Here is a 15,142-nt window from a genome sequence, read left to right as displayed (position 1 = left end):
CAGAAAGATCAGTAAATATTGGAACAGAAAACATACGGAGGAATATCTGTGGCAAAAAAACGAAAACCCAAAATGGAGCTTCGATATTATAAGATGCCGGAGGGGAGCCCCATCCTTGCATTGCTTGGACAGAAGTGGGTTCAGAATTATGGGAACGATATCGATTATCTCCATTTTCATAATTATCTGGAAATCGGATTCTGCTATGAAGGACAGGGATTTATGATACTTGGAGAGGATAAGGTACAGTTTCATGACCGGGATTTTACGGTGATCCCATTCAATTATCCACATACCACAAACAGTGATATTGGAACTATCAGCCGCTGGGAGTATCTTTTTATTGATGTAGAAGGATTCCTGGATAAATTTATTAATAATTCAGTAAAAAAAGAAAAAATCGTTCAGCGGATCAACTCCAGATCACTTTTTCTGAATGAAAAAGAAAACCGATCCATGGCAGGTAAGATCCTTAAGATCCTGGATATCATGCGGGATGGAGAGGAATTTTATCTGGAAGAAGCTAAGGGAGTTTTGGCATCGCTTCTTGTGGAAATCGCAAGGATAAACCGGGATTCAGGCGAAGAACGTTACAGCGAAGGCAGAGGAAAAGTCATGGATATGATATCCAGGTTCCAGGATTATATTTCTGATCATTACATGGAGGATCTTCGTATTGACGAACTGGCAGAATACTGTCATATCAGTGAAACTCATTTGCGCCGGATATTTACGACTTACATGAAGATGAGTCCGCTGGAATATATCAATACGATCCGTATCCAGGCGGCCTGTGATTATCTGAAAAAAACAGATCAGCCAATTGCAGATATAGCACATAAGTGTGGTTTTACCACCAATTCCACATTTAACCGGAATTTTCGTCAGGTTACGGGAATGACACCTCTGGAGTGGAGAAAACGTCCGGAGAACTATGAACAGCAGCTTCTTAAGTTTGACATCCATTCAGAGGAAGGCTGGTAAAACAACAAAACCAGATCTGTGGATCTGTCACGACAGAATAGAAATATCAGACTGTATGTGGATCAGGCGGATAGAAAGAGGTAAGAAATGTACGATTACAGGATTGTGGAGCAGGTCTCCAGAAAAAAGAAACATATGTCAGGAACTCTCAGAAAAGTAATGGTGATCTTTGCGGTGATTTTTGTACTGATGGGTATCACGATCTCTCAGGCATTTATGCTTCCGGGATTTCTTCTGGCGCTGCTATATTTTGTTTATGACATATTCAGCCAGAGAGACTATGAATATACCATGGAAAACGGACAACTGACCATAGATGTGATCTATGGAAAAAAATATCGTAAAACAGCTCACGTGCTGAATCTTGAGGAGATGGAAGTGACAGCACCTCACTATCATGAAAAAGTGGCAAAATATAAAAAGAATACCGGAACGGAGAAACTGAAAAAATACGATTATACCTCTTATGAAGATGATGTGCCTTACTATACCATGATCATTCAGGAAGATGGACGTAAAATAAAACTTCTTCTGGATCTGACAGAGGAAATGCTGCATACGATGAAAACACAGTTCCCTGAAAGGGTTTATTTTGCATAATATACAGAAATGTTTGTGAAATATATATAAAAAACAATATGAAATTTTATGAAATAGAAACAAAAGTCTTCTTTTTTGACGAAAAATGTTTGCATAATGTCGAAAAAGGAGGCTTTTTTTGAAATTTTGACGAACGTAAAAAGAGAAAATCCTCAAAGTGCATATTTTTTGTAAAAATATAGCTGGATAATAGTGCACAATCAATAAAATGGTTGAAATTGCACATTATATGAACAATTCTGCAAACTATAGAGGAAATACGGATGCTATAATCTATTCATAAGCAAACGGGAAATGCTTAATAAAGGAGGAAAAGTAAATGAAGAAAAAATTACTCGCAGTATTAATGACAGGTATCATGGCAATGTCTTTTGCTGCAACTACTACAGCAGTATATGCAAAAGGTGATGACGATAACACCCTGACTGTATGGGCATGGGATCAGAACTTCAACATCAAGGCTATGAATATTGCAGGTGAGCAGTATGCAAAGGATCACGAAGGATTCAAGGTTGATGTAGTTGAGACATCTTCTGATGACTGCCAGACCAAACTTACAACAGCAGCAAACGCCGGAGATTACAGCACACTTCCGGACATCGTTCTGATGCAGGACAACAGCTATCAGAAATATCTGAAGAGTTATCCGGATGCTTTTACAGATCTGAAGGATATGGATATCAACTGGGATGATTTCGGAAAACTGAAACAGTCCTACTCCATGGTAGATGACACACATTACGGAGTTCCGTTTGATAACGGTGCAACAATTGCCTGCTATCGTACAGATATCCTGGAAGAAGCAGGATATACCATTGATGATCTTACAGATATCACATGGAGCAAATTCATGGAGATCGGAAAAGACGTTCACGAAAAAACAGGTAAATATCTCCTTACAAGTGAAGCAACAGGTGGCGATACTCTGATGATGATGATCCAGTCCTGTGGAGCAAACTTCGTAAATGATGACGGAGAGGCTTATATCGTTGGCAACGATGTAGCAGAGAAATGCGTAGATCTTTATGTGGATCTTGTAAAGAACAATGTTGTTAAATTAGTAAATAACTGGGATGAGTACATCTCCACAATCACAGGCGGAGAGGCTGCCGGTATCGTTAACGGTAACTGGATCACAGCTACACTGATGGGAACAGAGGATCAGAAGGGTCTGTGGCAGATCACAACAATGCCGAAGGTTGACGGCGTTGATACAGCTACAAACTATGCAAACAATGGCGGATCTTCCTGGTACATTACATCCAACTGCAAGAATGTAGAGCTTGCTGAGGACTTCCTTGCAAGCACATTTGGTTCCAGCACAGACTTCTATGATGCAATCCTTCCGGAAACAGGTGCAATTTCCTGCTACCTGCCGGCTGGTGAGTCTGAGGTTTACAATGAGCCAAGCGAGTTCTTCAATAACCAGCCGATCTTCTCAACAATTGTAGAGTACTCTTCACACATTCCGGAATTTACAAAAACTCCGTACCACTATGAGGCAAGAGAGTGCATCAACACAGCTGTTGTTAATATCGTAAATGGCACAGACAAAGAATCTGCACTTCAGGAAGCACAGGATACACTGGCATTCAAGATGACAGAGTAAAGCTGAAATATTAAAGAAATACAAAGCAGGGGACTGCATGCAGTCCCTTGTCTTATGTAAAGGTTTAGATGTTTGAAAGGAGGAGTTCCTGTGAATTCCAAAAAAAGTGGCATGTCTCTGGTAGCGAAACAGAGAGCGGCAGGCTGGATCTTTCTGGCACCGGCAACGATCATGATCGCTGTCATGAGTTTTTATCCGATGATCCGTGCATTTATCATTTCTTTACAGACAGGTGCCGGAGCAAACATGAGGTTTGCGGATCCGATCTTCAGTAACTATAAACGTATCATGATGGATAAGGTATTCCAGCAGTCCATCGTCAATACTTTCCTGTATCTTATTATTCAGGTACCGATCATGCTGGTCCTTGCGATCCTGCTTGCACAGCTTCTGAATAACAAGGATCTGAAATTTAAAGGCTTTTTCCGTACATGTGTATTTCTTCCATGTGCAACATCTCTTGTATCTTATTCTCTGATCTTCCGTTCTATGTTTGCAACAGACGGTCTGATCAACAGCATCCTGATCAAACTTGGAATTTTAACAACTGGCTATAACTTCCTGGGTAACTCCACAAGTGCAAAGATCGTGATCATCATCGCACTGATCTGGAGATGGACAGGATATAACATGGTGTTCTATCTGGCAGGTCTTCAGAATATTGAATATTCTGTATACGAGGCAGCAAAGATCGATGGTGCCAATGGCTGGAAGACCTTCTGGAAAATTACCGTACCACTTCTGAAACCGACAATTATCATGACATTTATTATGTCGATCAATGGTACACTGCAGTTGTTTGATGAGTCTGTCAACCTGACAAAAGGTGGCCCGGCGAACTCAACCATCACAATGTCCCATTATGTTTATAATACATGTTTCATCAACGTGCCAAACTTCGGATATGCGGCAGCAATGTCATTTATCATATTTATCATGGTAGCGATCCTGGCCTTTATCAATTTGAAAGTAGGTGATACACGTGACTGAGAAAAAGAATAAATCCGCAATTCAGAGAAGATTGATCCCTACATATATTTTTCTGATCATCGTATCATTTATCTCTGTATTTCCACTGTACTGGATGATCTCTGCGGCAACCAATACATCCACAGATGTATCCAGAGGCCGTATCCTTCCGGGTACATATTTTATGCAGAACTTTAAAAACCTGACTGCACAGCAGCCGCTGTGGAGAGCTCTTGGAAACTCTCTGTTTTATGCAGTTCTTACTACAGTGATCTGCCTTCTGATCTGTTCTATCGCAGGTTATGGCTTTGAGGTATATCATGACAGATGGAAAGACAGACTGTTTTCCATCCTGCTTCTTGCAATGATGGTTCCGCAGGTTGCAACGATGGTTCCTTTATTTAAGATGTTTTCAAAAGCCGGACTCTTAAATACAGCGGTAGGTTTTATCCTTCCGATCATTTCCACACCATTTATGATCATGATGTTCCGTCAGAATGCCAGAGCATTTCCTATCGATATCATTGAGGCAGCACGGATTGACGGATTAAGTGAGGTAAGGATCTTTTTCCAGATGTTTATCCCGACTATGAAATCTACTTATGCGGCGGCAGCAGTTATCACATTTATGAATGCATGGAATTCCTATCTGTGGCCGAAGGTAATCATGACAGATAATAAGGCGATGACCATGCCGATGTTGATCGCCAATCTGATCACAGGATATGTAACGGATTACGGCATGCTGATGTGCGGCGTATTATTCTGTTCCATTCCGACTATGATCGTATTCTTCGTATTACAGAAACAGTTCGCAGAGGGTATTACTGGAGCTGTAAAATAATTTTAAAACAAAAAGGATGCTGCTGAAATCTTTAGGTATATTGTATAATATGCTTTAACTGAATTATGCAGTATCCTTTTCTTGACCAGAGCAGGTGTCTGGTATAAAGCTTCGTAGCGAAGCGGGTGCTTTTGTCCGCTTGATGCGAATCAAATCATAAGGAGATAAAAAAATGGCAGAGCAGATCAGATATGACCATTATCTGCACGGCGGCGATTACAACCCTGAGCAGTGGCTGGACAGACCGGATATTCTGAAAAAAGATATCGAATATTTCAAAAAAGCCCATATCAATACCGTTTCCATGGGAATGTTTTCCTGGGCGGTGCTGGAACCGGAAGAGGGGAAATATAACTTTGACTGGCTGGAAGAGGTGATCGATAATCTGTATAAAGAAGGGATTTATACGATCCTGTCCACACCTTCCGGAGCAAGACCGAAATGGATGGCAGATAAATATGAAGAAGTTCTTCGCATGGATCCGGATCGCACGAGAAGATTTTTCGGTGGAAGACATAATCACTGTTATACTTCTCCAGTATACAGGGAAAAAGTCTACAATATTAATAAGAAGCTTTCTGAACGTTTCGGAAAACATCCCGCAGTGCTTTTGTGGCATATTTCCAATGAATATGGCGGAGAATGCCACTGTCCTCTGTGCCGGGAAAAATTCCGGGAATGGCTGAAAGAAAAATACGGGACCATCGAAAATTTAAATTCCAGCTGGTGCACAACGTTCTGGAGCCATACCTATAACAGCTTTGATCAGATCGAAAGTCCTTCGCCAAAGGGGGAAAATGCTCTTCATGCACTTACCTTGGACTGGAAACGTTTTGTTACAGACAGGACTGTGGATTTTATGAAGCATGAGATTTCTGCGATCCGTGCAGGTGGTTCCGAGCTTCCGGCAACCGCCAATCTGATGTATGACTACAACGGACTGGACTATAAAAAATTTAAGGATGTTATGGATATTGCATCCTGGGATAATTATCCAAGCTGGCATAAAAAAGACAATTATACCACAGCGTTGGACGGAGCCATGCAGCATGATCTTATGCGAAGCATCAAGAAAGCACCGTTTCTTCTGATGGAATCCTGTCCCTCTGCGACCAACTGGAAGCCTATCAACAAGCTGAAAAAACCAGGAATACATCTGGCTGCCTCTCTGCAGGCAGTTGCTCATGGTTCAGACAGTGTTCTGTATTTCCAGCTTCGTCAGAGCCAGGGAGCCTCTGAGAAATTCCATGGTGCGGTGATCGATCACTACGGTGGGGATGATACCCGTATTTTCCGCGAAGTGACAGAGGTAGGAGAAGCGTTGGAGCAGATCCGGGAAACTGCTGGAAGCGTGACGAAGTCTCCGGTGGCTGTTCTCTATGACCGGGAAAATGACTGGGCGCTGAAGGATGCGCAGGGACCTCGAAACGAGGATATGCATTATCAGGAAACTGTACTGAAACAGTATCGTGCTCTCCGAAGAAAAGGCTATAATACAGATGTCATCAATATGGAACATGATCTGTCCCGGTACCGTTTGGTAACGGCACCGATGGCCTACATGTTTTATCATGGATATGCCGAAAAGCTTCGCGCTTTTGCAAAAAACGGTGGTACTTTGGTAATTTCCTACTGGTCCGGACTTGTAGATGAAACAGATAAATGTTATCTGGAGGGAACCCCTCACGGACTGATGGAAGCAGCTGGTATCCGTACGGAAGAGATCGATGCACTTTATGACTGGGAAGAAAACGTAGGTATCCCGGAAACAGGAAATCATCTCAGACTTACAGAAAGCTATACCTGTAAAAATCTCTGCGAGCTTGCAGAGGTTTCCGATGCGGAAGTACTGCTGCGTTATGGAAGGGATTTCTATCAGGGGTATCCGGTACTGACTCACAAGAAATATGGAAAAGGCCATGTTTACTATGTAGCGGCAGATATGGAAGCAGCCTTTTATGAGGATTTTCTGGGAAGGGCAGCAGAGGAAGCAGGCGTGAAGATGCCGCTTACATTTATACCGGAAGGTATTTCTGTGACAACCAGAGAAAATGAGGATACGGAATATCTGTTTATCCAGAACTTCGGAGAAAAGACAGAAACAGTTTCTGTCCCGGGGGATTACGAAGTTCTCTACGGATCAACGGATGAAAATATGGCTCCGCTTGCCACCAGGATCTTAAAGCGGAAAAAATAATCATAGTAAAAAAATCACAGCAAAAAGTATAAAGCATATTTGGTTTCGGACGGTATGCTTTTTACTGCTGTCTGGGAAAGAGAAGGTAAAATGGCAGGTACACCAAAAGAAAAGATAAAAAGAATAGCGGATCAGTTTGCATTTACCGGAGAACTGGTTTCCTGCGGCCCCTGCGGAAGCGGGCATATCAACGAAACCTATATGCTTAGATATCGGATCGGAGAGATGGGGTCCATTAAGGTGATCCTTCAGAAGATCAATCGGGAGATCTTTCAGAAACCGGAAGAACTGATGGAGAACATTGCCGGAGTCACCGGGCATCTGAAAAAGAAAGTTCTTCAGAAGGGGGGAGATCCGGAACGGGAGGTTCTGAACCTGATTCCGACAAAGGACGGGAAGGCATTCCTGACAGATGAAAACGGAGAATGCTGGAGAGCTTATATTTTTATTACCGATGCAGTAAGCTATGATCTGGCAGAAAAACCGGAGGATTTTTATGAAAGTGCAGTTGCATTTGGAAAATTCCAGGAAATGCTGGCAGATTATCCGGCAGAGACTCTGCATGAAACGATAAAGGATTTCCATGATACAAAGAAACGTTTTCAGACTTTGAAAAATGCCATAGAGAAGGACAGCTACCATCGTGCCGCATCCGTAAAAGAAGAGATCGCATTTGCGCTTCAGCATGAGTATCTGGCAAATGTATTTGGTGAGCTTCTGGCAAAAGGTGAGGTGCCTCTTCGGGTAACGCACAACGATACGAAGCTGAATAACGTTATGATCGACTTGGAAACAGGAAGGGGAATCTGTGTAGTGGACCTGGACACGGTTATGCCGGGACTTGCCATGAATGATTTTGGGGATTCCATTCGTTTCGGGGCCAGCACTGCATTGGAGGATGAGAAAGATTTAAGCAAAGTTTCCTGTGATATGGAGCTCTATGAAATCTATGTAAAGGGCTTTCTGGAAAGCTGTGGAGATAAGCTCAGTGCAAAAGAGATCGAAATGCTTTCTATGGGAGCTAAGGTGATGACTTATGAATGCGGCATTCGCTTTCTTACCGATTATCTGGAAGGAGATCATTATTTTAAGATCGACCGGGAAGAACACAATCTGGACCGTTGCCGCACACAGTTTAAGCTGGTGGCTGATATGGAACAGAAATGGGATACTATGCAGACAATCGTGAAAAAATATCAGAAATAAAAAAACAGGGGTTTTTACAATGGAGGTAAAGTGATGAGCGAAACAAAAGGAAGAGTGACCATTCCGACAGATCTGGATGTGATCCCGGAGACACTGAAAATGCTGGATGAGTGGGGTGCAGATGCCATCCGTGACTGTGACGGAACGGAATTTCCAGCAGAACTGAAGAAAACCGGCGCAAAGATTTATGCAACCTATTATACCACCAGAAAGGACAATGCCTGGGCAAAGGCCCATCCGGAAGAAATCCAGCAGATGTATATCATGACATCTTTTCACACGGCAGTGTCGGATACTCTGGAGATCCATCTGATGGATCATCTGTATCCGGATATGCTGACGGTGAATACAAGAGATGATATCAGAAGATGGTGGGAAGTCATTGACCGGACTACAGGGGAAGCTGTCAGTACAGAGGAATGGTCATACGATGAAAAAAACGGAAATGTTGTGATCAGGCCGGCGAAAGAGTTTCATGAGTATACGGTAAGTTTTCTTGCATATATCATGTGGGATCCGGTACATATGTACAATGCAGTTGTCAATGACTGGAAGGATGTAGAGCCTCAGATCACTTTTGATGTGCGTCAGCCCGCAACACGTGCACATTCCATGGATCGCCTCCGCAGATTTCTGGATTCCCATGATTATGTGAATGTAGTACGATTTACTACCTTTTTTCACCAGTTCACACTGATCTTTGATGAGATGGCACGGGAAAAATATGTAGACTGGTTCGGATATTCTGCTTCGGTGAGTCCCTATATCCTGGAACAGTTTGAGCAGGAAGTGGGATATAAGTTCCGCCCGGAGTTTATCATTGATCAGGGATATATGAACAACACTTATCGGATCCCGTCGAAAGAATTTAAAGATTTCCAGGCTTTCCAGAGACGGGAAGTGGCGAAGCTTGCAAAGGAAATGGTAGACATTGTCCATGAATACGGAAAAGAGGCCATGATGTTCATGGGCGATCACTGGATCGGTATGGAGCCCTTTATGGATGAGTTTGCTTCCATCGGGCTGGATGCGGTAGTGGGAAGCGTCGGAAACGGAGCGACCTTACGTTTGTTCAGTGATATTAAACATGTAAAATATACAGAGGGAAGATTTCTGCCGTACTTTTTCCCGGACACCTTCCATGAGGGCGGGGATCCTGTAAAAGAGGCAAAAGTAAACTGGGTGACTGCAAGAAGAGCTATCCTTCGAAGCCCGATCCAGAGAATTGGATACGGCGGTTATCTGAAGCTGGCTCTGGAATTTCCGGATTTTGTACAGTATATCAAGGAAGTCTGCCAGGAATTCCGTGTGCTCTACGACAATATCCAGGGAACCACACCATACTGCGTAAAACGTGTGGCTGTTTTAAATTGCTGGGGAAAAATGCGCTCCTGGGGCAACCATATGGTACATCATGCCATCTATTACAAGCAGAATTATTCCTATTTCGGAATTATCGAGGCATTAAGTGGTGCGCCTTTTGATGTGTCCTTTATCAGCTTTGATGATATCCGTCAGGATAAAGATCTGCTGAATGATTTTGATGTGATCATCAATGTAGGTGATGCGGACACTGCACAGTCCGGTGGTGAGAACTGGGCAGATCCGGAAATCCTTACAGCAGTGCGGAAATTTGTCTATAATGGCGGCGGATTTATTGGCGTCGGTGAACCGGCAGCTCATCAGTGGCAGGGAAAATTCTTCCAGCTGGATGACATCCTTGGTGTAGAGGAAGAAAGAGGATTTAATCTTAATACCGATAAATACAACTGGGAAGAGCATAAAGAGCATTTTATCCTGAAGGATACAGACGGAACCGTAGATTTCGGTGAGGGGAAAAAGAATATCTTTGCACTTCCGGATACGAAGATCCTTATCCAGAAAGATCAGGAAGTCCAGATGGCAGTAAAAACCTTCGGAAAAGGCCGGGGCGTTTATATCAGCGGACTTCCGTACAGCTTTTGCAACAGCCGTATTCTTTACAGAGCCGTACTCTGGTCAGCGGCAGCGGAAGGTGAGCTTCACCGTTGGTTTTCTTCCAATTATAATGTGGAAGTACATGCTTATGTGAAAAATAAAAAGTATTGTGTGGTAAACAACACCTATGAGCCACAGGACACTACGGTTTACACAGGGGATGGAAAGAGCTTTGACCTTCATCTGGAAGCTAATGAGATCCGCTGGTATCAGATCTGAGAAAGCAGGATACAGGTTTACTGATAAAGAAAAGCTGTGAAATTGTCTGAGGGCGTTGACAGAGAAAAAAACTTATAATATAATAAATCCATTCCAAAAGTAGGAAAACAAAGCTGTTGTAATAGAGAAAATCTATTATAACAGCTTTTTGTTATTGTTGACAAACAATTTTGCTTACAAAGAGGAGGACTTTATGAACAAAAAGATCAAAACCCTGTTTTCGTATCTGATGATCATTGTGGGAGCAATCCTGGCCAGTTTTTCTGTTGCCTGTATTTTGCTTCCCAATGATGCCATCGATTACGGAACTGCCGGAATCGCCATTATCATAAGCAAGCTGACAGGGTATAACATGTCGTTATGTGTGCTACTTGTGTTTCTGCCGTTTCTCATAGCTGGGGTCATTCTTATCGGTAAGTATTTCTTTGCAAAAACGTTCGTGGGCTTTGTTGTCTACACAATAGGTCTTTCCTACTTTGAAAAAATCCCTTTTGAGCTGAATACAGAGCATTTTATTGCAGTAGCCTTTGGAGGTGCGATCCTTGGTGTGGGACTGTCTCTGATCCTTCGAAACGGTGGCTGTATTGACGGTTCTGAGATCTTTGCCAATACCATTGTAAAAAAAGATCTACAATCATTCCGGAAAGGACTACAGTATTTCCTACATATTGATCGCATTTAATGCCTGTGTATATGGAGCTGTGTTTGTACTTCTTGACAGAGATTCCGCACTTTTAAGTCTTCTGGTATACATTGTGGCGACTTCCATCATCGATCATTTCACAGATCATTTTGAGGCACTGAAACAGGTGACCATCATCACAAAGGATCCTGATGCGATCATCTGTGATATTAAGGAGGAACTGAATAAAACCTGTACCATCATCAACTCTTCCGGCGTGATCGCAGGAGAGAACAAGACCCTGATCTGCTATGTAAATTATTTTGAACTGCAGAAAGTAAAAGAGATCATTTCAAGGAATAAAGGATCTTTCAGTACCGTTTCCACCATTGACGAGATCCTGCGGTAAGGCATGTCTGTAAATGAGAATGCAGATATTTCTTTTGCAGAAAAATAGTGCTTTTTCTCCGAAAAATAAAAGCAGAAAAAGCAGTATTGTGATAAAATAGAAGAAAAATATTTCAAAGACAAACTAAAATGATCAGAAGAAAAGAGGTAGATAGATTATGATAAAAGCAGAAAAAAAGACACTGAAGCTTTCGGTAGAGAAGCCCCAGTATATTACAGTAAATGATATTACTTACGCACAGGTGGATTCCTGGTTCGGACATTGCAGGCGGGATCTGAAACTGGATATAATCTACCCGGAAACAAAAGATGGAAAAATCTATCCCTGCATCCTCTGGATCTGCGGAGGCGCATGGCTGATGATGGATAAATCCGCACATAATCTTTATCTGAGCAGACTGGCATCCAGTGGCTTTGTAGTGGCAAGTGTGGAGTATCGTACTTCCAATCAGGGCCCGTATCCCATGCCGCTGCAGGATGTAAAGGCAGCTATCCGTTATCTGAAAGCCCATGCAGACCGGTTCCGCATCAACAAAGAGCAGATAGGAGTTATGGGAGAGTCTGCCGGAGGATATCTTACCTGTATGGCTGCGCTGGACAATGATCCGGCTCTGGATGTGGGAGAGTATCTGGAAGAATCCAGTAAGGTACAGGCTGCCTGCCCATGGTATTCGCCTACGGATCTTTCCGCATTTCCGTGTGAATCTGCAGAAAAATGTGCTTCTTCCGCAGAATCCCTTCTGCTTGGATTTAATTCCATGTTAAATAAAGAAAAGGCATACCAGAGCAGTCCGGTTTCCAAGGTTACGAAGGATGCACCGCCATTTCTGATCATCCATGGCAACTGCGATCAGGTCGTTCCTTATGTTCAGTCGGAAACTTTATACGGACTTCTGGAGAAAAAAGACTGTGATGTTACTTTGCTGACACTGGATGGTGCAGACCATGCAGATATCCAGTTTTTCCAGGATGAGGTATGGAACCGGATCGCAGAGTTTTTCCATGAAAAACTGAAATAAATAAAAGACAGGAGCACAGATCGTCCAGCAGTTGTTGTAAATATGTGATCCTGAAAAGACTAAAATAGAAAAGAGAAACACAAATGATAACATTAAACGATTATCTGTATTCCGGAGATACTCTTCTCCGGATACTGAAGAAATACATTCGGGATCTTAGGACAGAGGCGAAGGAAAAACATAATGAGATCGATCTGGTACACTGTAATTTTCTGATCCAGATTCAGGAGCTTCTGGAGCATAATGATTTTCTCACTGCCCAGTCTCAGAAGATCCGGGAATTTTATAAATATATGGCAGGGGAATATCCGTTTCTGGCGTTTACCTTCAAGGGAAGAATCAAATCCCTGATCCGTGCGGAGGAAAAATTTAACGGATATGTAGTAGAATTTATTTATGACTACTATAAAGAATATGGGGAATATCCTTCCGTATCCCAGATCAAGGAACGGTTAAGCTGTTTCCGCGATTTTATTGCCTACAGGATCGTTATCGCCATGCCCAGATGTCATCTGAAAAATGGTGAGAATGTCAGAGAAGAAGAGCTTCGTTATCTTTATGAGATCGCCAATATACTTCCGGGATTTCTGGAAGAAAGAGGATTTACCGCAGAGCCGGCCAGAGGAGTGCAGGAAAGTACATCGCCACTGCTCAGCAGGGAAGCAAAGCCTTACTATAGGGATTACATCTGTAATAACAGTGAGGATGATTATCAGTCCCTGCATATCACGTTTTATGATAACAGTTCCCGAAGCTATATGGAAGTACAGCTGCGGACCAAAGACATGGATGATGTTGCGGAGATTGGTTCCGCCAACCATTTAAGCTATGAGAAAAAACAGGAAAGTGAACGCAGGAGAAGGGACGCGATTCCCCAGGGGGAATGTATCTATTTTGATGAGGCTTATGAGCGGGGTATGCGACTTCTTGGACTGGATCTTGCTGCGCTGGATGTTAATATGTTTGGTGCGGTAAACAACAGCCTGATCAATGATGGCTGCGGACTGTTCCGCGGAAGGATGATCCTTCCTTATGAGCATCTTTCTCGTTTTCAGAATGATATCGTTGACTGAGGGAGGATGACATGAAAGACTTGACAAAAGGGAAGCCTTCCACATTGATCCTGTCCTTTGCGCTTCCTGTATTTCTGGGAAATCTCTTGCAGCTGACGTACAGCCTGGCAGATACCCGGATCGTGGGAAGCTTTCTTAAAGAAGATGCGCTGGCGGCAGTAGGGGCCACCAGTCCTTTAAGCGGGCTGATCATCGGTTTTCTGATGGGCCTTGCAAATGGATTTTCCATTGTCACCGCACAGAAATTCGGTGCCGGAAACCGGGAAGAAGTACGAAAATCTTTTGCGCTGTCTCTTGTAATGGGCAGCGTGATTTCTTTGATCCTGACTGTTTTGGGACTTTTGTTTCTGCATCCGATCCTGAGGTTCCTGAATGTTCCGGATCATTTGACGGGAACTGCCAGGCAGTATATCTTTATTATTATCGCAGGTATGCTGGCAACGTTTCTTTATGATACCTGCGCGGCATCTCTGCGCGCACTTGGGGATACGGTGACGCCTCTTGTGATCCTGGCGGTGTCTGTAACTTTAAATATCGCAGGAGATCTGTTTTTTATTCTGGTAGTAAAAGCAGGAGTTCAGGGAGCTGCCGTTGCCACGGTACTTTCACAGACGCTGGCATTTCTGATATGCTGGTTTTACATGATCCGCAGGTATGAGATCCTACGGCTGAAAAAAGAGGATTTTTTCGGTCTCGAAAGAAATATGATGAAAAATATGCTGAGTGCCGGATTTTCTATGGGACTTGTAAGCTCTCTTGTAAATCTTGGTACACTGGCACTGCAGACTTCCATCAACCGGCTTGGAAGAGATATCATCGTGGCACATACAGCAGCCCGTAAGATCACGGAAATGTTTATGATCATGTTTGGCGTGTTCGGGCAGACTATGGCAATCTTCTGCGGACAGAACGCAGGTGCAGGGCGTATGGACCGGGTGCGCCAGGGAATCGGTCTTGCAGTTCTGTATACCTGTATCTGGTCCGTGATGACTGTGATCTTCAGTTTTACCATTGGAAAACAGCTGATCTATCTGGTCACAGGAAGCCATAATGAAACGGTAATCCGCAATGCCGCCAATTATCTTAAATTTGATACGATCTTTTATTTCGTAACGGCTGTGATCAGTGTCCTCAGAAATGCTATGCAGGGCCTTGGAGAAACGGTGATCCCTCTGGTTTCCAGTGCGCTGGAGATGATCGGAAAAGTAGTGATCGCGGTGACTCTGGTGCCACTTCTCGGATATACCGGCGTGATCGTAGCAGAACCGATAGTCTGGGTCATTATGGTGATCCCGCTGATCGTGAAGATACTTAAGATGCCGGAATTAAAGAAAACAGTCTGAGAGATTCGAAGATCCGATGAGAAAGATTCGCGTGAAAAATAAAAAGCACATTGTATGGAATGAGCCGCCACC

The 15,142-nt window shown here is 43.2% G+C and carries 13 protein-coding genes; all 13 read left to right on the top strand.

Annotated elements, in window-relative coordinates:
* Positions 1-48: 48 nt before the first annotated feature.
* Entirely contained in the window at positions 49-984 is a 936-nt protein-coding gene (locus ABCM67_RS08825) for a helix-turn-helix domain-containing protein (RefSeq protein WP_270483508.1), read from the top strand.
* A gap of 87 nt (positions 985-1,071) precedes the next feature.
* Positions 1,072-1,584 carry a hypothetical protein gene (locus tag ABCM67_RS08820; protein WP_118608894.1) on the top strand — a complete coding sequence of 171 codons (513 nt, stop codon included), beginning with the start codon at positions 1,072-1,074 and terminating at the stop codon, positions 1,582-1,584.
* Positions 1,585-1,903: 319 nt separating this feature from the next.
* Positions 1,904-3,193 carry an extracellular solute-binding protein gene (locus tag ABCM67_RS08815; RefSeq protein WP_118608895.1) on the top strand — a complete coding sequence of 430 codons (1,290 nt, stop codon included), beginning with the start codon at positions 1,904-1,906 and terminating at the stop codon, positions 3,191-3,193.
* A 90-nt stretch (positions 3,194-3,283) separates the two neighbouring features.
* On the top strand, positions 3,284-4,183 hold the full coding sequence (locus tag ABCM67_RS08810) for a sugar ABC transporter permease (RefSeq protein WP_022426329.1): 900 nt from the start codon (positions 3,284-3,286) through the stop codon (positions 4,181-4,183).
* Entirely contained in the window at positions 4,176-5,006 is an 831-nt protein-coding gene (locus ABCM67_RS08805; protein WP_173723223.1) for a carbohydrate ABC transporter permease, read from the top strand. The genes ABCM67_RS08810 and ABCM67_RS08805 overlap by 8 nt, the downstream gene beginning before the upstream one ends.
* A 172-nt stretch (positions 5,007-5,178) precedes the next feature.
* Positions 5,179-7,203 (top strand): beta-galactosidase, encoded by a 2,025-nt coding sequence (locus tag ABCM67_RS08800; RefSeq protein WP_147603466.1) that lies wholly within the window; start codon positions 5,179-5,181, stop codon positions 7,201-7,203.
* A 90-nt stretch (positions 7,204-7,293) separates the two neighbouring features.
* Positions 7,294-8,409: an aminoglycoside phosphotransferase family protein gene (locus ABCM67_RS08795; protein WP_147603465.1), complete on the top strand. Its 1,116-nt coding sequence runs from the start codon at positions 7,294-7,296 to the stop codon at positions 8,407-8,409.
* A 33-nt stretch (positions 8,410-8,442) separates the two neighbouring features.
* Positions 8,443-10,605 carry a 1,3-beta-galactosyl-N-acetylhexosamine phosphorylase gene (gene gnpA, locus ABCM67_RS08790; protein ID WP_147603464.1) on the top strand — a complete coding sequence of 721 codons (2,163 nt, stop codon included), beginning with the start codon at positions 8,443-8,445 and terminating at the stop codon, positions 10,603-10,605.
* A gap of 193 nt (positions 10,606-10,798) precedes the next feature.
* Complete coding sequence (locus ABCM67_RS08785) at positions 10,799-11,287, top strand: YitT family protein (protein ID WP_342992752.1); 489 nt, start codon at positions 10,799-10,801, stop codon at positions 11,285-11,287.
* Positions 11,274-11,636: a YitT family protein gene (locus ABCM67_RS08780; protein ID WP_270389026.1), complete on the top strand. Its 363-nt coding sequence runs from the start codon at positions 11,274-11,276 to the stop codon at positions 11,634-11,636. The genes ABCM67_RS08785 and ABCM67_RS08780 overlap by 14 nt, the downstream gene beginning before the upstream one ends.
* 157 nt (positions 11,637-11,793) lie before the next feature.
* Positions 11,794-12,654, top strand: a complete 861-nt coding sequence (locus ABCM67_RS08775) for an alpha/beta hydrolase (protein ID WP_147603463.1) — start codon at positions 11,794-11,796, stop codon at positions 12,652-12,654.
* A gap of 83 nt (positions 12,655-12,737) precedes the next feature.
* A complete protein-coding gene (locus tag ABCM67_RS08770; protein WP_059085460.1) occupies positions 12,738-13,727 on the top strand; it encodes a guanosine polyphosphate pyrophosphohydrolase in 990 nt (329 codons plus the stop codon).
* A gap of 11 nt (positions 13,728-13,738) precedes the next feature.
* Complete coding sequence (locus tag ABCM67_RS08765; protein ID WP_147603462.1) at positions 13,739-15,070, top strand: MATE family efflux transporter; 1,332 nt, start codon at positions 13,739-13,741, stop codon at positions 15,068-15,070.
* The last annotated feature ends 72 nt before the right edge of the window (positions 15,071-15,142 follow it).

Source organism: Blautia sp. 2227st1_G12_2227SCRN_220401 (assembly GCF_039062885.1).
Classification (GTDB): domain Bacteria; phylum Bacillota; class Clostridia; order Lachnospirales; family Lachnospiraceae; genus Blautia_A; species Blautia_A fusiformis.
The sequence above is the reverse complement of the archived record's forward strand: the minus strand, read 5'-3'. Positions and strand labels throughout refer to the sequence as shown.

Bases quoted from the DNA above. Each gene is read 5' to 3' on its own strand.
- ABCM67_RS08815 (WP_118608895.1), top strand. From the start codon at position 1,904: ATGAAGAAAAAATTACTCGCAGTATTAATGACAGGTATCATGGCAATG.
- ABCM67_RS08770 (WP_059085460.1), top strand. From the start codon at position 12,738: ATGATAACATTAAACGATTATCTGTATTCCGGAGATACTCTTCTCCGG.
- ABCM67_RS08765 (WP_147603462.1), top strand. From the start codon at position 13,739: ATGAAAGACTTGACAAAAGGGAAGCCTTCCACATTGATCCTGTCCTTT.
- ABCM67_RS08820 (WP_118608894.1), top strand. From the start codon at position 1,072: ATGTACGATTACAGGATTGTGGAGCAGGTCTCCAGAAAAAAGAAACAT.
- ABCM67_RS08800 (WP_147603466.1), top strand. From the start codon at position 5,179: ATGGCAGAGCAGATCAGATATGACCATTATCTGCACGGCGGCGATTAC.
- ABCM67_RS08795 (WP_147603465.1), top strand. From the start codon at position 7,294: ATGGCAGGTACACCAAAAGAAAAGATAAAAAGAATAGCGGATCAGTTT.
- gnpA (WP_147603464.1), top strand. From the start codon at position 8,443: ATGAGCGAAACAAAAGGAAGAGTGACCATTCCGACAGATCTGGATGTG.
- ABCM67_RS08775 (WP_147603463.1), top strand. From the start codon at position 11,794: ATGATAAAAGCAGAAAAAAAGACACTGAAGCTTTCGGTAGAGAAGCCC.
- ABCM67_RS08785 (WP_342992752.1), top strand. From the start codon at position 10,799: ATGAACAAAAAGATCAAAACCCTGTTTTCGTATCTGATGATCATTGTG.